15 protein-coding genes and 1 tRNA gene are annotated in these 19,191 nt (G+C 74.4%); 11 read left to right on the top strand and 5 right to left on the bottom strand.

What is annotated here, in order from left to right; all coding sequences use genetic code 11:
• Nucleotides 1-223 precede the first annotated feature (223 nt).
• On the top strand, nt 224-1,708 hold the full coding sequence (locus IE265_RS32345; RefSeq protein WP_190039311.1) for an NsdA family TPR-like regulatory protein: 1,485 nt from the start codon (nt 224-226) through the stop codon (nt 1,706-1,708).
• A gap of 306 nt (nt 1,709-2,014) precedes the next feature.
• On the opposite strand, the gene IE265_RS32340 is transcribed toward IE265_RS32345, so the two are convergent.
• On the bottom strand, nt 2,015-2,611 hold the full coding sequence (locus IE265_RS32340; protein WP_190039310.1) for a histidine phosphatase family protein: 597 nt from the start codon (nt 2,609-2,611) through the stop codon (nt 2,015-2,017).
• Nucleotides 2,612-2,934: 323 nt separating this feature from the next.
• On the opposite strand from IE265_RS32340, the gene IE265_RS32335 reads away from it, so the two are divergent.
• The 7 genes from IE265_RS32335 (at nt 2,935) to IE265_RS32305 (ending at nt 9,628) form a co-directional block, all read left to right on the top strand.
• Nucleotides 2,935-3,906 (top strand): phosphatase PAP2 family protein, encoded by a 972-nt coding sequence (locus IE265_RS32335; protein WP_190039309.1) that lies wholly within the window; start codon nt 2,935-2,937, stop codon nt 3,904-3,906.
• A 1-nt stretch (nt 3,907) separates the two neighbouring features.
• Entirely contained in the window at nt 3,908-5,008 is a 1,101-nt protein-coding gene (locus tag IE265_RS32330) for a hypothetical protein (protein ID WP_190039328.1), read from the top strand.
• Entirely contained in the window at nt 4,999-6,588 is a 1,590-nt protein-coding gene (locus IE265_RS32325; protein ID WP_190039308.1) for a hypothetical protein, read from the top strand. The genes IE265_RS32330 and IE265_RS32325 overlap by 10 nt, the downstream gene beginning before the upstream one ends.
• The gene (locus tag IE265_RS32320) at nt 6,585-7,919 is read left to right on the top strand and encodes an AAA domain-containing protein (protein ID WP_190039307.1); all 1,335 of its coding nucleotides are present in this window, start codon (nt 6,585-6,587) and stop codon (nt 7,917-7,919) included. Before IE265_RS32325 ends, IE265_RS32320 begins: the two co-directional genes overlap by 4 nt.
• 139 nt (nt 7,920-8,058) lie before the next feature.
• The gene (locus IE265_RS32315) at nt 8,059-8,424 is read left to right on the top strand and encodes a DUF8844 domain-containing protein (protein WP_190039306.1); all 366 of its coding nucleotides are present in this window, start codon (nt 8,059-8,061) and stop codon (nt 8,422-8,424) included.
• A 441-nt stretch (nt 8,425-8,865) separates the two neighbouring features.
• Nucleotides 8,866-9,564 (top strand): bifunctional DNA primase/polymerase, encoded by a 699-nt coding sequence (locus tag IE265_RS32310; RefSeq protein ID WP_190039305.1) that lies wholly within the window; start codon nt 8,866-8,868, stop codon nt 9,562-9,564.
• Nucleotides 9,555-9,628 (top strand) — tRNA-Lys (locus IE265_RS32305). The genes IE265_RS32310 and IE265_RS32305 overlap by 10 nt, the downstream gene beginning before the upstream one ends.
• A gap of 134 nt (nt 9,629-9,762) precedes the next feature.
• On the opposite strand, the gene IE265_RS32300 is transcribed toward IE265_RS32305, so the two are convergent.
• A complete protein-coding gene (locus IE265_RS32300) occupies nt 9,763-11,172 on the bottom strand; it encodes a M6 family metalloprotease domain-containing protein (protein WP_190039304.1) in 1,410 nt (469 codons plus the stop codon).
• A gap of 614 nt (nt 11,173-11,786) precedes the next feature.
• Between IE265_RS32300 and IE265_RS32295 the strand changes: the two genes are divergently transcribed.
• Entirely contained in the window at nt 11,787-13,715 is a 1,929-nt protein-coding gene (locus IE265_RS32295) for a putative bifunctional diguanylate cyclase/phosphodiesterase (RefSeq protein WP_373303075.1), read from the top strand.
• A gap of 67 nt (nt 13,716-13,782) precedes the next feature.
• Here the strand turns inward: IE265_RS32295 and IE265_RS32290 are convergent, their stop codons facing one another.
• From IE265_RS32290 to IE265_RS32280, 3 genes are all read right to left on the bottom strand, one after another.
• Entirely contained in the window at nt 13,783-14,910 is a 1,128-nt protein-coding gene (locus tag IE265_RS32290; RefSeq protein WP_190039302.1) for an LLM class flavin-dependent oxidoreductase, read from the bottom strand.
• 93 nt (nt 14,911-15,003) lie between these two features.
• On the bottom strand, nt 15,004-15,735 hold the full coding sequence (locus tag IE265_RS32285) for a maleate cis-trans isomerase family protein (protein ID WP_190039301.1): 732 nt from the start codon (nt 15,733-15,735) through the stop codon (nt 15,004-15,006).
• Nucleotides 15,732-16,520, bottom strand: a complete 789-nt coding sequence (locus tag IE265_RS32280) for a maleate cis-trans isomerase family protein (protein ID WP_190039327.1) — start codon at nt 16,518-16,520, stop codon at nt 15,732-15,734. The genes IE265_RS32285 and IE265_RS32280 overlap by 4 nt, the downstream gene beginning before the upstream one ends.
• 195 nt (nt 16,521-16,715) lie before the next feature.
• On the opposite strand from IE265_RS32280, the gene IE265_RS32275 reads away from it, so the two are divergent.
• Nucleotides 16,716-17,690 carry a D-2-hydroxyacid dehydrogenase gene (locus IE265_RS32275; RefSeq protein ID WP_190039300.1) on the top strand — a complete coding sequence of 325 codons (975 nt, stop codon included), beginning with the start codon at nt 16,716-16,718 and terminating at the stop codon, nt 17,688-17,690.
• Nucleotides 17,691-17,717: 27 nt separating this feature from the next.
• The gene (locus IE265_RS32270) at nt 17,718-19,121 is read left to right on the top strand and encodes an amidase (RefSeq protein ID WP_373303074.1); all 1,404 of its coding nucleotides are present in this window, start codon (nt 17,718-17,720) and stop codon (nt 19,119-19,121) included.
• Nucleotides 19,122-19,191 lie beyond the last annotated feature (70 nt).

Genomic DNA, 19,191 nt, shown 5'->3' with positions numbered 1-19,191 from the left:
CGCCTCAGCGCGTCAAGGGCTACGGCGAAACTCGGCCGCAAAGGATGGCAGTTCATGGCAGATCAGGGATGAGATATCCGGTTTGTAGCCAAACTCCGCGTGCCGGGCTCGTCACAGCGGGTACGTTCATGCCCGCCGGAAACACCGGTGAGGACGATCGCTGACGTGATCAACTCGCCCTGGTTCCGGCGTGGTTCCACGGTTCGTGAGAGAGGGCCCGGCCATGGCGTCGTCACCGCTGACCTCGTCGTCCCAGTCACCCAGGCCACCGAGGCCGAATCTCGCCTTCCGGCGGCTGCGCGGACGGCGCTCGCCGGGCGAGTTCGCCGCGGCGGTGCGGCGGGCCGCCCGGGAGATCGGCGAGCGGGTCAGCTGCGACGCGCGCTACATCGGGCGGGTCGAGGCGGGCGAGATCCGTTGCCCCAACTACGCGTACGAGCGGGTGTTCCTGCACATGTTCCCCGGCCGGACACTGACCGACCTGGGGTTCGCGCCCCGCTCGGCGGTACGCGGCAGGGGGGCGCGCGCGGTTGACGGGGCGCCCGCCCCGCACGCCACGGGCCTGTCGCACGCCCCGCATGAGACGGACGGGGCGCATGAGCCGTATGAGACCACGCACGACCGGCACCACCCGCACGACCCGCACGACCCGTACGAGCACGACCATCAGAACCACAAGGAGAGCGACGTGCAGCGTCGCGCATTCATGGCGGGCGGCACGGCCACAGTGGCGGCCGCCTCGCTGAGCCCCCTGGGGCTCGCCCTGAGCGGTCCCGCCGTGGCGTCGGAGCGCTCCGTGCGCCGGGCCGGCGAGGCCGAGGCCGGGGCACTGGAAGAGGCCGTACGCAAGATCCGGCTGCTCGACGACCGGCACGGCGCCGACGGGCTCTACCGCAGGGCGGCGGCTCCACTGCGGACCGCGTACGCCCTGCTGGACGCGGGCACGACCCGGCGGACGACGGCGGAGCGCCTGCACACGGGGGCGGGCGAACTGGCCATCTCCGTGGGCTGGCTGGCCCATGACTCGGGGCGCTACGAGGACGCCCGCTCGCACTACGCGGAGGCCCTGGCGACCGCCAGAGTGGCCGGAGACCCGGCGCTGGAGGCGCACGCCTTCTGCAACACGTCGTTCCTCGCGCGGGACGCGGGGCGGCCGCGCGAGGCGGTCCGGGCGGCGCAGGCGGCCCAGTACGCGGCACGGCCGCTGGGCTCGGCCCGCCTGATGTCGCTCCTCTCGCTGCGAGAGGCGGGCGGCTGGGCGGGGCTCGCCGACCGCGCCGCCTGCGAGCACGCGCTGGCCCGCGCGCAGGCGCTGTACGGGCGCGGGCCGTGCGACGCCGACCCGGAGTGGATGAGCTTCTACGGCGACGCGGAACTCGCGGGCCTGGAGGCCCAGTGCTGGTCGACGCTGGGCGACTGGTCGCGTGCGGCCCACCAGGCACGGCGTGCCGCACGGCTCCAGGACCCGCACTTCACCCGCAACATCGCGCTCTACACGGCCGAGCTGGCCGACGACCTGGCCCGCGCCGGGCACCCCGACGAGGCGGCCGCGGCGGGGATGCGCGTGCTGGACCTGCTGGACGAGGTCCAGTCGTCCCGCGTGCAGAGGATGCTGGCGGGCACGGCGAGGGTGCTCATGCCTCACCGCCGCGCCTCGGGAGTGGCGGACTTCCTGGAGCGTCACGGGGCGCTGCCACGACCCGCCTAGCCCCACTGCCCGCCTGGCCCCACTGCCCGCCTGGCCCCACGACCCGTCCGGCCGCCTCCGGTGCGGTGCGGTCCGTCCGGGACGGCGGCCCGGCGGGCCCTCGGGGTCGCGGGACCGGCCGGACCTGCGGGCCGTTCGGCGGTGGTCCGGAAGGGAGCGGTGCCGTCGGCGGCCGTGATCCGTGCGGGGGACGACGGTCAGGCCGGGCACGGTCCGGTCGGCGCGACCGCGCGCCGGGGGGAGGCGGCGCTCCCGTCGGAATGTGCAGTCCTTCGCGGCGGGCGGGCACCCCGGGCGGCGGTCCCGCTACGCGGCGAGGTGACCGCAGTCGTTCCACGTCTCGATCGCGGGCTCCCCGTAGGCCCAGCCCAGCGCCGAGAGCGAGGTCGGGTTGAGGCGGATACGGGCCGCGAAGCCGAGGTCCAGACCGAGCCAGCGGGCGCCGATGGACCGCAGGATGTGGCCGTGGGCGAAGACCAGCACGTCCCGGTCTGCGGAGCGGGCCCACGCGACGACCTCGTCCGCACGCGCCGCGACCTCGGCGATCGTCTCGCCCCGCGGCACTCCGTCCCGCCAGATCAGCCAGTCCGGACGGTCCGTACGGATCTCCTCCGGGGTCATGCCCTCGTAGGCGCCGTAGTCCCACTCCATGAGCGTGTCCCAGAGCTCCACCCGGTCGCCGAACCCGGCGATCTCGCACGTCTCACGCGCGCGTGCCAGCGGACTGGTGCGCACCTCCACCCCGGGGAGCCCGTACAGAGGCGCCCGGCGCAGCCGCTCGCCCAGCAGCTCGGCACCGCGCCTGCCCTCCTTCAGCAGCGGCACGTCGGTCCTGCCGGTGTGCTTGCCGGACAGTGACCACTCCGTCTGTCCGTGCCGGGCCAGCAGGATGCGCGGTGCCATGGAGAGGGGCCTTTCCGGGAGAAGCGGGGAGGAACCGAAGTGCCGAAGGCTCGAAGAACCGGCGAACCGGCGAACCGGGGCGGGACGAGCAACCGAGGAGGATGGGGACGAGGACGGGGCCGGGGCCCGCGGGGGACAAGGGGCCCGGGGCGACGAGCGGACGACCGGGTGATCCCCCCATCATCTCTCACGTGCCGCCGGAGCAACCCGCCGGGCGATCTCTGCGTCTATGAGCACCGGGGGCGCCCCCGCAGGGGCGGCGCGAAGACCGTAAATTGGGCCCGGTCACGAACGGCCGGCGAGCTCGGAGGGGGAGGAATCGGATGCTGCGGACCGATGCACCGCGCACGGAGGCGCCGCCGAGCGCGCGCCTCCGCTGGTGGACCGAGCTGCCCCTGATCCTCCTGGTGTACGGGGCGTACTCGGGCGGCCGGCTCCTCGCGCGCGGGGACGTGAGCACCGCCGTCGACCACGGCCTGGCGATCCTGCGCGTCGAGAAGTTCCTGTTCCTCAACGCCGAGCACCCGCTGAACCGTCTCTTCACCCGTGAGCCCTGGATAGGGATACCGGCCGACTTCTGGTACGCCTCGCTCCACTACCTGGTGACGCCCGCCGTACTGGTGTGGCTCTTCCGTTCCCGGACCGTGCGCTACCGGGCCGCCAGGACCTGGCTGATGGCGTCCACCTTCATCGGCCTGATCGGCTTCACCCTGCTGCCGACCTGCCCGCCGCGGCTGCTGTCGGCGGGACACGGGTTCGTCGACACGATGGCCCAGTACAGCGACTACGGCTGGTGGGGCGGCGAGGCCAGCGCCCCGCGCGGCCTGGGCGGCATGACGAACCAGTACGCGGCGATGCCGAGCCTGCACTGCGGCTGGGCACTGTGGTGCGGTGTGATGCTCTGGATGTACGGGGGCACGCGGCTCACCAGGGTCGCGGCGGTCCTGTACCCGCTGATCACCACGATCGTGGTGATGGGCACGGCCAACCACTACTTCCTCGATGCCCTCGCCGGCTTCGCCGTGATGGGGGTCGGCCTGCTGCTGACCAGGCCGGTGCTGCGGCTCGCGGACAGCCTGCGGAGCCGGTTCGGCATCCGGCCGTTCGCAGCGGTCCCGGAGGCCCCGCCGGGCGCAGGTTCCTCAATTGTCAGTGCGGGGTGCCAGACTTCCCCGGGTGAGCGAATTCCCCGACAGCGCAAGGTCCCAGCCACCCCGGGTACCGCCGAGCCGGGAGCCGAACAGGGAGCCAGTCCCACCGACGCGGGGGACGGGGCTCCGGCAGCGGCTCGCTGAGCTGCGCGGCCCCTCGGTCGCGCCCCAGCCGCTCGACGCGCGCGCCCTGGCGGCGCTCGCCGCGAACCCCGGCTGCCGTCGGCGCGCGATCCTCGACGGGGCCGGGGTGAACAAGGCGACGCTGGCGAGCGCGCTCGGTTCGCCGTCGGCCTTCGGGCAGTCGCAGTTCGCGTTCATGCGGGGAAACGCCTTCGAGGCGCGGGTCAAGGCCGACGGCGGCGCGGAGCTGCTGCGGCTCGTGCACGAACGGCTGGACCCCGAGGCGCCGCCGCCGAAGGGCGGAGCGGTCCCCGACCTCGGCGCCTCCGGACCCGAGGGCCGCACGGCCCGCACGGCCCTCGCCCTGCGGGAGGCCACCGGGACGGGCGGCTGGACGCTGCTCGACCATCCGCTGCTCGCGCTGGACGTGGCCGGGTCGCCGGCGTTCCTGGAGCCGGACGCCGTGGTCGTCCACCCCGACGGCAGCTGGACGGTCGTGGAGATCAAGTCCTTCCCGATGCTCGACGGCTCCGCGGACGCGGCGAAGGTGGGCGCGGCGGCCCGCCAGTCCGCGGTGTACGTGCTGGCCCTGGAGCAGGTCGCCGCCCACGTGGACCCCGCGCCGCGGGTGCGGCACACGGTGCTGCTCGTCTGCCCGAAGGACTTCTCCAACCTGCCCACCGCGTCCGCGGTCGACGTCCGCAAGCAGCGCTCGGTGACCCGGCGGCAGCTGGAGCGCCTCACCCGCATCGAGGAGATCGCCGACTCACTCCCCGAGGGCACCTGCTTCGCACCCGACCTGCCCCCCGACCGGCTGACGGCCGCGGTGGAGTCGGTGCCCGCGACCTACGCCCCGGAGTGCCTGTCCGCGTGCGAACTCGCCTTCCACTGCCGCGACCGCGCCCGCGCGCAGGACGCGGTGACCTCGCTGGGCCGGTCCCTGCGGGCCGAGCTGGGCGGGCTGACCACCGTCGGGAGTGTGCTCGCGGCGGCCCGCGGCGAGTCGGGCGACCCGGACGACCCCGCCGTCGCCGCACTGCGCAGGGCGGCGGCCCTCCGGTCGGAGGCCCTCGGCGGCGTCGCCGCGCCGCGCGCCGCCGCGGAGGCCGTCCCGTGTCCCTGATCAGCACCCTGGCCCGGCTCGAGGCCGTCGAGACCGGCCGCGCGCAGCCCGTGGCCACCGTGCGGCACCGGCATCTGACCGGGCGGCCACTGGTCTGCGTGCCGCTCACGACCGCGGGAGAGGCCGGAGCGCCGCTCGGGGCGCTCGTCGGCACGGACCGCGACGCGCCCCGGCTGCTGGTCGTGCCGCAGCCCAGGGACCGTGACCTGCGGTTCGCGTTCCTCGCCGAGCTGGCGGACGTCGTCCTCCCGTACATCGACTCGTACGCGGCGGACGTCGAGGCGGCCGAGCGCAGCGAGACCGACCCGGAGACCGGCAAGCGGGTCAAGGTCGAGGTCGAGCTGTGCGCGGACGCCCCGCAGCTCATCGTGCCGAGCCGGGCGGGCATCGACTTCGTACGGCTGCTCGGGCGGTCCATGCGCTTCCGGCGCACCGCCGAGCAGGACCCGGAGGCCCCGCATCCGGCGCCCCCGCGCGTGCCCCTGCTCGGACGCTGGCTGACGCACTACGGGGAGCGGGCCAGGGTGCCCGGCTCCGCGCTGCTGCTGGCCCTGACGGACGTGCTGTCCCGGCACTGGGCGACCGGGCAGAGCAGTCTGGAGGACCAGCACCTCGGGGCGCTCCTCGCCTGGATCGATCCGCCGGAGGGCGAGTCGGGCGCCGGGGCCGCGCTCCGGGCGGAGCTGCTGCGGGACGGCAGGGGGCAGCTCGTCTGCCCGCCCGCCGGTCCGGCCACCGACCCGGCCTTCGACAACAAGCTCCTCGCCCCCGCGATCGAGCGGTACGACCGCGCGCGTACGGCCCTCGCGGCCGCCGAGGACGGCGTGGAGGCAGACGACCGGCTCGGTGAACTCACGGCGGCGGAGCAGCACATCCGCGAGCTGGTGGCGAGCCGCACGCGTCCGACCTGGGACGCGGTGTGGCAGGGCCTCGACCTGCTGCGGGCGCTGCCCGAGGGCGGGCACGCGGCCGACCGGTGGACGCGCGACCGCTGGTCGTTCACCGGCCACCGGGACCGGGTGCTGGCCGGCGAGCCCCCGCAGCCGCGCCGCGACGACGCGGTCACCGCCGCGAACAAGCTGGCGACGCGCGAGCGCGAGCAGGCCCGTCTGGAGGCCCAGGAGGCGCTCGACGACCCGCTGGTCATGGCCGGGCGCAGGCTCGCGGGCGAGGCCTTCGCGGGCGAGGTCACGGATGTCGTCATGGCGTACGGCGAGGGCAGGCGTCCCGTCCCGCGCCCGCTGGTGACCGTCCGCACCGACGACCGGCCGCAGCCGGCCGAGCGTGCCAGGGTCTACCGCTCGCTGGGCGGCAGGCCGCAGGCGGCCGAGTTCGTGGGGCACGAGGACGACGGCGCCCTGGTCGTGCTGCGCATCGTGGACAAGATGGGCCGCGGCAAGGAGCCCGAACCGGGGTCCCTGCCGGAGAAGGGCGACCGGGTCTGCTTCACGCTCTTCGAGCACGAGCAGCGCGGCGGCGCGAAGCTGCCCGATCCGGAGGAGACGCCGTGGACGCACGGCGGTCCGCCCGGGGACGGTTCCCCGCCGCCCGACGCCGTGACCGAAGAGGATGTGCTGTGACCGCCGTGTTCGATCCGGGCGCCGAGGCCGCCCGCGCCACCGACGCGATCCTGCGCGACACCCTGCGCGGCACGCACCGCGGTGTCGTCGTGGACTCGCCGCCGGGCGCCGGCAAGTCCACGCTCGTCGTGCGGGCCGCACTGGAACTGGCGGCCGCCGGGCGCCCCCTGATGGTCATCGCGCAGACCAACGCTCAGGTGGACGACCTGGTTCTGCGGCTCGCCGAGAAGAACCCGGACCTGCCGGTCGGCCGACTGCACAGCAGCGACGCCGACCCGTACGACAAGGCACTGGACGACCTGCCGAACGTCCGCAAGTCCGCCAAGGCCGGTGAGCTGGCCGGGCTCGACGTCGTCATCTCGACGGCCGCGAAGTGGGCGCACGTGAAGGGCGTCGAGCCCTGGGGGCACGCGATCGTCGACGAGGCGTACCAGATGCGCTCGGACGCGCTGCTCGCGGTCGCGAACCTCTTCGAGCGGGCCCTGTTCGTGGGTGACCCCGGCCAGCTGGACCCGTTCGCGATCGTCGGCTCGGAGCAGTGGGCGGGGCTGTCGTACGACCCGTCGGCCTCCGCCGTGACGACCCTGCTCGCCCACAACCCCGAGCTGCCCCAGCACCGGCTGCCCGTCTCGTGGCGGCTCCCCGCGTCGGCGGCGCCGCTGGTCTCGGACGCGTTCTACCCCTTCACCCCGTTCCGCAGCGGCACCGGTCACGGCGACCGCCGGCTCGCGTTCGCGGTCCCCTCGGACGGGTCGGGACCCGACCGGGTCATCGACGAGGCGGCGGAGTCCGGCTGGGGCCTGCTGGAGCTGCCCGCCCGGCACACGCCCCGCACGGACCCGGAGGTGGTCCGCGCGCTGGCCCTGGTCGTGCGCCGGCTGCTGGACCGGGGCGGGGCCGCGACCTCCGAGCGCTCGGACGGACCCGTCCCGCTCACCGCGGACCGGATCGCGGTCGGCACGGCCCACCGGGACCAGGCGGCGGCCGTCCGCGCGGCTCTCGCGGAGCTGGGCGTCCAGGAGGTGACGGTCGACACGGCGAACCGGCTCCAGGGCCGGGAGTTCGACGTGACGGTCGTGCTGCACCCGCTGTCGGGGCGCCCGGACGCCACCGCCTTCCACCTGGAGACCGGCCGGCTGTGCGTCCTGGCCTCGCGCCACCGGCACGCGTGCATCGTCGTGTGCCGTTCCGGTGTCGCCGACCTCCTGGACGACCATCCGTCCACGGAACCGGTCCAGCTCGGCGTGATGGTGAAGTTCCCGGACGGCTGGGAGGCGAATCACGCGGTGCTGTCCCACCTGTCCGAGCACCGGGTGCGCTGGGAGCCCTGAACAGCGGGCGCACGGGTGTGAAAGGGGCGCGTCCGGGCCGGTCACACGGGCTTTGGGGCCCTCTTGCGCGGCCGAGGGAGAATGGACGATGGCCCACCGGGTACGGACGGGTCGACCACTTTCACGAGGAGGAGAAGTCATGGCGGAGCCCTCGCCGCGTCGGAACGAGCCGCGGCTTCGCCCCGCGCCACTGCTCTTCGAGCCCGCGGAGGCCGTCGCCGATCCGGAGCACTTCTTCGACCTGGAGTCGATCGACGACCCCCGGGCGCTGCTGGACCGGGCCACGGAGCTGACGCTCGCGTTCCGCGCGGCCACGGACCGCGCGATCGAGTTCCAGGCGATGGCCGCCGCGCAGCTCGCCGACCCCCGGCGCTTCGACCGGCTCACCCCGGCCGCGATCGCGGAGCAGGCGGAGTGGACCGAGGACTACGCGAAGCGGATGGTGGAGTTCGGGCGCGAGCTGCTGCGCGGGGCCGACGCGGAGGGGTACGCGGACCCCGTCTGAGCCGGCCGCGGGGCGCGGAGGCGGTACGAACCGCCCCGCGACGGCCCGTCGCGGTCGACGCCCAGCGGCGCCCGGATCCCCCGCCTCGCAGCACCCCGGGCCCGGCGCCCTGCCGGGCACGGTCCCGCCGCCGCGCAGCACCCCCGTCCCGCCGCCCCGGGGCCGATGGCCCCGGCCCAGGCGACCACGCCGGCAACGGCGATGCCTCTGCGGCGGAGAACCTCCCCGGTGCGGGACACCCGTGAGGAACACCCCGTACGGGCACCCGGCCGCGGGAGCCGTTCCCCGGCGGCTTGCCGGGTCGGCCGCGCCGCCGTCGGCGCCCCGCACCCACGTTCTGGCATATGCCGGTCCGGCAAGATACTCCAGCGGGTACAACCTTGTCCCCAATTCCCGCAACCCTCAGGAACGGAACGCTCACAGCCGGTACACATGGGTGCCATGAAGAGCGACCGGAACCCGGCAGGCACCGTCCCGCACCGCGCCGTCGAGCCCCTCCCGTACCGGTTCGACGTCTCGGAAGTCGCTTTCGACGTCTCGGGGGTCACCTCCGAGGGTGCGACCTGGCTCGCCTCGGCGGGCGGGTATCCGCGCAGCACCCGGGCCCTCTGGGCGGACCGGCCCACGGCGCCGGTGGTGATCCCGTGCGGCTCCGCCTTCGACGTGGTCAGCGCACCGGCGATCTTCGGCCGCCGGATGCTGGACCGGCTGTGGGACGAGGGGCCGGGCTCCGGCCCGGTGGCCGCCCACCGCGGCCGGATCCTCCTGTTCGCCGCCCCGGGCACCGCGCAGCGCCTGCCCTCGCTCCTGGAGTGGGAGGAGTGGGGTTCGGGCGGCACCTCGGGGCGCGGCAGCGCGGTCCCGCCGCTCCTGTGCCACGGCACCGGCGACGCCGTGACGGTCCCGGCCCTCGCCGCCCCGCCCGCCGACGGGTCGCGCCAGGACTCCCGCTGGCTCGTCGCCCCGGACACCCGAGCGCCCTGGCTGCCCACCCCGGAGATCCTCGTGTGGGCGGCGGTCAGGGCAGACCGGCGGGCGGCCCTGCGGAAGATCGTCGAGCCCGTCCCCGGAGCCCCGATATCGATTTTTCCTCCCCCGGATCAGGATGCTAAGGTCTACGACGTCAGCAGGCGCCGCTAGCTCAGTTGGTTAGAGCAGCTGACTCTTAATCAGCGGGTCCGGGGTTCGAGTCCCTGGCGGCGCACAGCGACAATGGCGGGACTGGTCTGCGAAAGCCGACCGTCTCGCCATTTTCATTTGGCCGCCGCCCCTTCCTCGTGACGCCCCTCACGACGCCTCCGTGACGACGCCCGCCGCCCCGGGTGCACCGCCGGACGGTCAGCGGGTCGAGATGGACACCGTCCACGCGCCCGAGGCCGTCCGGTCCTCGACCGCGATCCGCACGTCCTCGCCGGGCACGCTGAAGCTCTCGCCGAGCGCGACCGGGGCGTCCGCGAGCGGCGGGTAGACGGAGTCGTCCCAGCAGGCCTCCGTCGCGGGGTGCGCGTCCACGACCTCGATCGGACCGCCCCCCGAGGGCGTCGTGCCGCGGATGCGGTAGACGAGCACACCCTGGGAGCACGCGGCCACGTCGTTCCCGACCGGCCCCCGCGCCTCGAAGGCGATCGCGCTGTCCCGTCCGGTGCGCACGACCGCGAGCTTCGTCCCGCCGCCCGAACCGAATCCGACCGCTCCGGCCTCCGGCGCCCACGAACCGGCCCCCGGCACCCCGGGGCGGGCGGCAGGCGCACCCGCCGCGTACGTGCCGGGTCCGACGGCCAGCGGCTCCAGCGTCAGCCGCATTCCCCCCGCGCCCGCGCCCCGCACGCACACCACCTGGCGCGGTTCCAGCCATCCGAGCTTCCACTTGTGCCAGCCGAACAGGTCCGGAGCGAGACCGAACTGACTGCCCATGAGGTCCCAGTCGCCGACATGGGTGTCCCACTCCCCCGCGCTGTCGTCGGGGCGGTGGTAGAGGTCCGGCAGGTCGAAGACGTGGCCGGTCTCGTGGGCGAGCACCAGCCGGTCCGGCGGGTGGTCCTCGAAGACCGTGACGACGCGGCGGATGTCCGTCCCGTCCGCCCGCAGCGGCGTGTCCAGGTTCACCACCTTCGTCGCGTCCGAGTCGACCCCGGGCGCGGTCGGGTCGGCGACGAAGTAGACGACGTCGTAGCGGGAGAAGTCGACGCTCGGGTCCGCCGCGGCCAGGGCGTCGCGCAGATACGTGGAGCGCTCCGCGGCCCCCCAGTCGCGCTGTATGGCGTACGCGGTGGAGGACTTCGGCATCCGGATCCACTCGCGGAGGGGATGCGCGCGCAGCCGGAACTTCCCGTACGAGGCCCGGTCGAAGTAGCGGCTGGTGGCCGGGAAGTGATCGGCGGTCAGCTCGGCGGGCGTGGTCATCGGTTCGGCGTCCGGGAAGGACAGGAAGACCATCACCGCGTCGAGCCGGCGGGTGGGGCGCGGGTAGGCGGCGTTCCAGGTGTCGAGTCCCTCCGAGTGGTGGGCCTGGGTCCGCTTCAGGGCGCACGGCGTCGACAGGGGGACGGCGACCGAGGGGTCGGCGAACAGCGAGGTGGCGGCCAGGGCGGACATCGAGGTGAACACGGCCGCGGGTGCACGCCAGTCCGTGCGCCGGGCCAGGCCCCGCCAACGGGGCCGGCCCCCGCCACGGGTGAGCCCCTTGAGGGGGAGCAGACGCGGCACGTCGACCTCCGGGTGCGGAATTCGGGATACCGCACCCAGCATGTGCCGGTTTAGTCATATAAGCGCTGTTTATCTGATCCAAAGGAGTGAGGAGGCCGACATCCGACCGAGACTCGGGGTGGGTACGAAGAGGGTGTCGGGGCACGCCGACACCCCGAGCACTCACGGAACGTCACAAGCGATCGGGTCGAGAAGGAACCCGTCCAGGTGCGGGCAGAAACGATCTGTCACAGAAGGGCGTTCATCCGGGACACTGGGCAGTAGCTGGAAGGCCCTACGGCCAGCCTCTATGATCGGCACACTTTCCTGCGCGGACACGGCTGGAGCGGCCGTCCACCACCGGCCGACCCCCGACGAGACCTGTACGACGAACGAGTGCACAGCGGGAGCGAACGGTGAGCGGAACGTCCGATGGGCCGGCGCCCGCGACAGATCTCGTCCGGCCGGCCCTCACAGAGAGTCACGCACCGACCCCTCCCCGGGCCGGGAACCCCCCTCACGAGGAACGGGCTCCCCACCTGGAGTCCCTGGTCGAACCCCCTGTCGACCTCGCGGCCGGGTTCCCCGCCGAACTCGCGGCGGGCCTTCCGGCGCTGCTCGCCCCCGACGTCCCGGCCACCCTGTTCCCGCTGTCATCCGGAACCCGGGGCGTGCCCGTGAACGGCGCCGCCGCCCCGAACGGGGACACGGTCCCGAACGGGGACACGGTCCCGAACGGGAGCGCGCCCGTCGACGGGAGCACCTCCGTGAACGGGAGCGCGGCCTCCCCGGGGAGCGCCGGCGTGCACGGGGACACGAGCGGGACGGACGACGCGCCCGGGGCCGAGGGGCCTGCCGGGGCCGGCACCCGTACGTTCCGCGCCATTTTCGCCGCCGCCCCGCTGGCGATGGCCGTGGTGGACCGGGAGGGCCGGGTGGTCACGGCCAACGACACGATGGCCGCGCTGCTCGGCACCGAACCCGCCGCACTCACCGGGCGGCCCGCTGCCGACCTGCTGGACCTCGGGTCGGACGCCCGCACCTGGCACGCGTACCGCGAAGTGCTCCGGGGCCGCCAGGCGAGACTGCGCTGCACCCGCCGCCTCAAGCACCCCGAAGGCCACTCCCTCTGGGCCCAGGTGACGGTCGGTCCGCTGCCCGAGGAGGAGCGGGCGGTGCTGCTCTCCGTGTCCGACATCAGCGCGCGCCGCGAACTGCAGGCGCGGCTGCGGCACTTGCAGATGCACGACCCGGTCACCCGGCTGCCCAACCGCACCCTGTTCTTCGAGCGGCTGTCGGCCGCGCTGGAGGCCGAGGCGAACGCGGAGTCCGGGACCGGCCGGATCGGCCTGTGCTATCTGGACCTCGACGGGTTCAAGGCCGTCAACGACACGCTCGGCCACCGCGTCGGCGACCGGCTGCTCGCCGCCGTCGCCGAGCGGCTGAGGCGCTGCGCCAACGAGGCGGGCTTCGGGAGGACGGTCACCCCGCTGGTCGCGCGGCTCGGCGGCGACGAGTTCGCCGTGCTGGTCGAGGAGTCGACGGGCACGGAACAGCTCGCGGAGCTGGCCGAATCCGTACTGGAGGCCCTTCAGGCGCCCTTCGACCTGTCCGGGCAGCGGCTGTCCGTGTCGGCGTCGATCGGAGTGGTCGAGCGGCGCGCCGCCGGGACCACCGCGACGGGGCTGATGCAGGCCGCCGACACCACGCTGTACTGGGCGAAGGCCGACGGGAAGTCCCGCTGGACCCTGTTCGACCCGGAGCGCAACGCCCATCGCATCACCCGCCAGGCCCTGTCCTCCACGCTGCGGCCAGCCGTCGAACGCGGCGAGTTCGCCCTGGAGTACCAGCCGCTGGTGTGCATGGAGGACGGCGGGGTGAGCGGGGTCGAGGCACTGGTGCGCTGGAACCACCCCCAGTTCGGCACCCTGACGCCGAATCGGTTCATCGGACTCGCCGAGGAGGACGGCTCGATCGTTCAGCTCGGCCGCTGGGTCCTGGCCACCGCCTGCCGGCAGGCCCGCCGCTGGCAGCTGGACCACCCGGACGCCGAGCCGATCTTCGTCAGCGTGAACGTGGCCGTGCGCCAGGTCTGGGACTCCGACCTGGTCGCCGACGTGGCGGCGACGCTCGCGGAGACCGGGCTGGCCCCGCACCTGCTCCAGCTGGAGCTGACCGAGTCCGCCGTGATGGGCTCGGCGGGCCGGCCGCTCCAGACCCTCCAGGCCCTCAGCGACATGGGCGTGCGCATCGCCATCGACGACTTCGGCACGGGCTACTCGAACCTCGCCTACCTGAGCCGGCTGCCGGTCTCGGTGCTGAAGCTGGACGGTTCGTTCGTGCGCGGCTTCCAGTTCGAGAGCGCCGAGAACGGAGCGGGTGCCGACGCCCGTTCCAACCCGGCCGACGAGGTCGTCGTCGAGGCGATGATCCAGCTCGCCCACCGGCTGGGCCTGACGGTCACCGCGGAGTGCGTGGAGACGGCCGGACAGGCCTCCCGCCTGCGCCGCATCGGCTGCGACACCGGCCAGGGGTGGCTGTACTCCCGGCCGGTGACGCCGGACCGCATCTCCGCGCTGCTGCGCTCCGCCTGCGCCCGGACCTGAGCACCCGCGCCGGGCGTCCGCCCGCCGGGACCCCGGAGCCCGCGGCGGGCCCCGCCGTGCCGGCCGGTCAGACGGCGTCGGCGGCGTCGGCCGCCCCCGTCGGCAGTCCGTAGGCGTCCGCGATCAGTTCGTACGAGCGCAGGCGCACCTCCCCGCTGTGCGCGTTGGCCGTGAGCATCAGCTCGTCGGCTCCGGTGCGCTTGTGCAGGTCGTCCAGACCGGCGCGGACCTCGTCCGCGGTGCCGTGGACGACGTTCTTGTTCCAGGAGTCGACGAACTCCCGCTCCATCGGGCTGAACTCGTACGCCTCCGCCTCCTCCGGGGTGGGGACGAGGCCGGGGCGGCCCGTGCGCAGGCGGACCATGCTCAGCGCGCCCGCCATGATCTGCCGGCGGGCCTCCCTCTCGTCGTCGGCCGCGAGGGCTGCCACGCCGATGAGCGCGTAAGGGGCGTCCAGGACCTCGGAGGGCCGGAAGGACTCCCGGTAGAGGTCCAGCGCCGGAATCGTGTTGTGGGCCGAGAAGTGGTGCGCGAAGGCGAAGGGCAGGCCGAGCGAGCCCGCGAGCCGGGCGCTGAAGCCGGAGGAGCCGAGCAGCCAGACGGGCGGGCGGTGCCGGGACTGCACGCCGCCGGGGGCGGTGGCCTGCACCGGCCCGGGGACGGCGTGGATGCGGGCGTACGGGTGCCCGTCCGGGAAGTCGTCGTCGAGGAAGCGGGTGAGTTCCGCGAGCTGCTGGGGGAAGTCGTCCGCCCCCTCGTTCAGGCGGTCCGTGCGGCGCAGGGCCGCGGCCGTGGCGCCGTCCGTGCCCGGGGCCCGGCCGAGGCCGAGGTCGACGCGGCCCGGGGCCAGTGCCTCCAGGGTGCCGAACTGCTCCGCGATGACCAGCGGCGCGTGGTTCGGGAGCATGACGCCGCCCGAGCCGAGGCGGACCCGGGTCGTGTGGGCGGCGATGTGGGCGAGGATCACGGCGGGGGACGACGAGGCCACGCCCGGCATGGAGTGGTGCTCCGCGACCCAGTAGCGGTGGAATCCGCGGTCCTCCGCGAGCCGGGACAGCTCGACGCCCGTCCGCAGCGCGTCGGACGCGGTGCGGCCCGCGCCGACGGTCGCCAGGTCCAGGACGGACAGCGGCACCGGGGCCGTGCCCCGCGCCGTGCCTCGGATGTCGTCGGGCGTGTGGTCCGCTGGCGCCACGGGGGCCTCCTGTTTCGTACGTCGTTCTCTCCGCCCCGTACTAACAGGAGGTCGACTCCGTTTGTTCCCGGTCGCGGGCCCGGGCGGCGGCGCTCAGACCTGCACGATCGGCTCCTTGGTGAAGAGCGCCCCCAGCTCCGGGGCGTTCACCCTGCGGTCGGTCAGGCGCAGCGCCTCCCAGACGGTGACCTGGTTCGCCGTGAGGACCGGCTTGCCCAGCTCCTTCTCCAGGGCCGGTACGTGGGAGGCGGTGTGGAGCGCGGTGTCGGGCAGCAGGACGACCTCCGCCTCGGGGTGGTCGCCCTCGCGCGCCAGGGCCAGCACCTGCTCCTCACCCCATGTGCCGGCCTCCGCGGCCGTGACGATGCCCGAGCCGCGCACGGAGAGCACCTCCGCGCCCGCGTCCCGCAGGAACGCGGCGAAGAGGGCCGCGATGTCCTCCGGGTAGGTGGCGGCGACGGCGACCCGCCGGGCGCCCAGCTCGCGCAGGGCGTGGGTGAAGGCGAACGACGTGGACGAGGCGGGCAGGCCCGCCGCCGTGGCCAGGGCGCGGACCTGGTCGTGGGCGCCCTGCCACCCGTGTACGAAACTGCCGCTCGTGCAGGCCCAGACCACCGCCTCCGCGCCGGCCAGCCGCAGCTCCCCGACCCCGGCGGCCAGCCGGTCGGGCGAACCCATCTCCACCAGCGCGTCCACGCGGTGGGCGTCCTCGCCGATGTCCGTGTGGACGACCTGGAGGCGGATGTCGCTGCCCAGGAGCTGCTCGATGCGCGGGTAGTCGTCCTCGGCCGAGTGGCCCGGGTAGAGGAATCCGAGAGCGGTCATGCCCAACCTTCCTGTTCTTCCGGCAGTGCCGGCGGTACGGGCCGCTGTCGCGCCGACGCGTCGATCAGCGCCTGGTACGGCCCTACAGCCCGAGTACCCAGATGGCGCAGGGCCGCCCACATCGTCACCTGGTTGGCCGAGATCACCGGGATGCGCAGCTCGGCCTCCAGCTGGGGTATGACGTCGTAGGTCGGAAGGTTGGTGCAGCTGATGAAGAGGGCTCCGGCACTGCCCCGTACCGCACCTCGGGCCATGTCCACGACATTGCGGTAGGGGACTTTCCAGATGTGCCGGGTCAGGCCCATGTGGGCGCGGCCGGTGACCGTGACACCGGCACCGGCGAGGTAGTCCTCCAGGGCCCGGGTGACCGAGACGGTGTACGGCGTCACCAGGGCGATCCGGCGGACTCCCAGTTCCTCCAGCGCCCGGAGGAGGGCGCCCGAGGTGGTCAGGGAGGGCACCGCCCCGGCCCGGGTCATCGCCTCGCACATCGCGCGTTCGCCCGGGATGCCGCCGACGAAGCTGCCGGAGGTGCAGGCGTAGGCGACGACCTCCGGCTCCACGGCGTTCAGCGCGCGCACCGCCTCGCGGAGCGTCTCGTGCTCGCTGACCAGCCGTGCCAGGTCGAGGCTCACCTCCACGGGGACGAACGGGGTGCGGGTGAGGTGCAGGGAGACCTCGTCGGGCACCCAGCGCCACAGCTCGCGGTCGAGGGCGAAGTCGAACGGGGCGACGACGCCGACACCGCGCTGCGGGTGCGGTCCACCGAGGAAGGAGACGTCCATGGCAGGCACCGGCCTCACTGTGGGAAGGGAGGGGGCAACGGACCGTACGTCCGGCCGTGTTGACGAAGGTAGGTTCGGGTGCGAGCGTGGTCAATCCGCGCATCTCAGACAGTTCCGGGAGCCGTGCGCGCCCCCCGGAAGCCCTGGCGACCCCCTCAGAGAAGCGGACCCGCGTTGCGAAACGGTTTCCCTCCGATGTCCGCGCCCCCGTCACCGGACCCGGCCGGGAGGACGACCCTGCTGGTGCTGGGGGCCGAGCCGCCGCCCCGGCTCGGCAGGCTCACCGGACGCATGCGGATCGAGTACGCGGACGAGGCGACGCTCGCCGGACTGCTGCCCGCCGCGGACGTGCTGCTGGTCTGGGACTTCGCGTCGCGCGCGGTGCCGCGGGCCTGGCCGGGCGAGGGGCCGCGGCCGCGCTGGGTACACACGGCGAGCGCCGGGGTGGACCACCTGATGTGCCCCGAACTCGCCGCCTCGGACACCGTGGTGACGAACGCCCGCGGTGTCTTCGAAGGGCCGATCGCCGAGTACGTGGCCGCGCTCGTCCTCGCCATGGCCAAGGACCTGCACCGCAGTTGGGAGCTCCAGCGGGCCCGGGAGTGGCGGCACCGCGAGTCGCAGCGGGTGGCGGGCACCCGCGCGTGCGTGGTGGGCTCCGGTCCGATCGGGCGCGCGATCGCGGGGACGCTCCGGGCCCTCGGCGTCACGGCCGCCCTGGTGGGGCGCTCGGCGCGGGCCGGGGTGCACGGCCCGGAGGACCTCGACCGGCTGATGGCCCGCGCCGACTGGGTGGTGTCCGCGGCACCGCTGACTCCCGCGACCCGCGGCATGTTCGACGAGCGGCGGTTCGGGCTGATGCAGCCCTCGGCGCGCTTCGTGAACGTCGGACGGGGGCAGCTCGTGGTCGAGGAGGCGCTCGCCCAGGCCCTGACGAACCGGTGGATCGCCGGAGCGGCGCTCGACGTCTTCGACCACGAACCGCTTGGCCGGGACAGCCCGTTGTGGGAGCTGCCCGGACTGGTCGTGTCGCCGCACATGAGCGGGGACACGGTGGGCTGGCGGGACGAACTCGGCGCCCAGTTCGTGGAGTTGTGCGAGCTGTGGCTGGCGGGTCGGCCGCTGCCGAACGTCGTCGACAAGCGGCGCGGATACGTACCTGGCCACTGACACACGCTGGAGGCGCGGATGACCGAGCTGACCGAGCAGGCCGAACTCACCGCCGTACGACTCGTCGAGGGGTACCGCAAGGGCGAATTCAGCCCCGTCGAGGTGACACGGGCCGCGTTGCGCCGCGCCGAGGAGGGCGGGGCCGCGGTGAACGCGTTCGTGCGGCTCTCCCCCGAGGAGGCACTCGCGCAGGCCGCGGAGTCGGCGGAGCGCTGGCGGCGCGGGGAGCCGGCGGGGCTGCTGGACGGCGTGCCGGTCACGGTCAAGGACATCCTGCTGATGCGGGGCGGACCGACCCTGCGCGGCTCCAGGACGGTCGCGGCGGAGGGGCGCTGGGACGAGGACGCGCCCTCGGTGGCGCGGCTGCGCGAGCACGGGGCCGTCTTCCTGGGGCGGACCACGACGCCCGAGTTCGGCTGGAAGGGCGTCACGGACTCGCCCCTGACGGGGATCACGCGCAATCCGTACGACCTGTCGCGGACGTCCGGCGGGTCGAGCGGCGGCAGCGCGGCGGCGGTGGCCCTGGGTGCCGGACCGCTGTCGCTCGGCACGGACGGGGGCGGCAGCGTCCGCATCCCCGCGGCGTTCTGCGGGATCTTCGCGCTGAAGCCCACGTACGGGCGGGTGCCGCTGTATCCCGCGAGCGCGTTCGGCACGCTGTCGCACGTCGGGCCGATGACCCGCGACGCGGCGGACGCGGCGCTGATGATGGACGTGATCAGCGCGCCCGACACGCGGGACTGGTCGGCGCTCGGTCCCGCCGCCGGCTCGTTCACCGACGGACTGGACGGCGGGGTAAGGGGGTTGAGGGTCGCGTTCTCGGCCTCGCTGGGCGGTCAGGTGGCCGTCCGGCCCCAGGTCGCGGCGGCGGTGCGGCGCGGGGTCGAGGGGCTCGCGGCGCTCGGCGCGTACGTCGAGGAGGCCGATCCGGACTTCACGGACCCCGTGGCGGCGTTCCACGTGCTGTGGTTCGGCGGGGCGGCCCGGGTCACGCAGCGGCTCGGCCCGCGCGGGCGCGCGCTGCTGGACCCCGGCCTGCGGGAGATCTGCGACGTCGGGGCCCGCTGCAGCGCGCTGGACCACCTGGCCGCCGTGGACGTGCGCATGGAGCTGGGGCGGCGCATGGGGCGCTTCCACGAGACCTACGACGTGCTGGTGACGCCGACGCTCCCGGTCACCGCCTTCGAGGCCGGGGCCGAGGTCCCGCGAGGGTCGGGTCATCGCAGGTGGACGGGGTGGACCCCGTTCACGTACCCCTTCAACATGACCCAGCAGCCCGCGGCGACCGTCCCCGTGGGGGTCGACGGGGACGGGCTGCCGGTCGGGCTCCAGATCGTGGCCGCCCGGCACCGGGACGACCTCGTCCTGCGGACGGCCCACGCGCTGTACACGGCGGGCATCGCGGGAATCGCGCCGCCGGTGACGCTCTGAGGCGCCCGCCGGAGACCGCCGCGGGGCAGTCCCCGGTCACGGGCCCGCGGATCTGCGGGTCCTGCGGGTT

The organism is Streptomyces fructofermentans, from assembly GCF_014651055.1.
GTDB classification, from domain to species: Bacteria; Actinomycetota; Actinomycetes; order Streptomycetales; family Streptomycetaceae; genus Streptomyces; species Streptomyces fructofermentans.
This window is presented reverse-complemented; position numbering and strand designations above follow the sequence as displayed.

Excerpts from the sequence above, each read along its gene's own strand:
- IE265_RS32280 (WP_190039327.1), bottom strand. The coding sequence starts at position 16,520 with ATGGACGTCTCCTTCCTCGGTGGACCGCACCCGCAGCGCGGTGTCGGC.
- IE265_RS32300 (WP_190039304.1), bottom strand. The coding sequence starts at position 11,172 with ATGCTGGGTGCGGTATCCCGAATTCCGCACCCGGAGGTCGACGTGCCG.
- IE265_RS32315 (WP_190039306.1), top strand. The coding sequence starts at position 8,059 with ATGGCGGAGCCCTCGCCGCGTCGGAACGAGCCGCGGCTTCGCCCCGCG.
- IE265_RS32275 (WP_190039300.1), top strand. The coding sequence starts at position 16,716 with ATGTCCGCGCCCCCGTCACCGGACCCGGCCGGGAGGACGACCCTGCTG.
- IE265_RS32335 (WP_190039309.1), top strand. The coding sequence starts at position 2,935 with ATGCTGCGGACCGATGCACCGCGCACGGAGGCGCCGCCGAGCGCGCGC.
- IE265_RS32310 (WP_190039305.1), top strand. The coding sequence starts at position 8,866 with ATGAAGAGCGACCGGAACCCGGCAGGCACCGTCCCGCACCGCGCCGTC.
- IE265_RS32345 (WP_190039311.1), top strand. The coding sequence starts at position 224 with ATGGCGTCGTCACCGCTGACCTCGTCGTCCCAGTCACCCAGGCCACCG.
- IE265_RS32285 (WP_190039301.1), bottom strand. The coding sequence starts at position 15,735 with ATGACCGCTCTCGGATTCCTCTACCCGGGCCACTCGGCCGAGGACGAC.
- IE265_RS32340 (WP_190039310.1), bottom strand. The coding sequence starts at position 2,611 with ATGGCACCGCGCATCCTGCTGGCCCGGCACGGACAGACGGAGTGGTCA.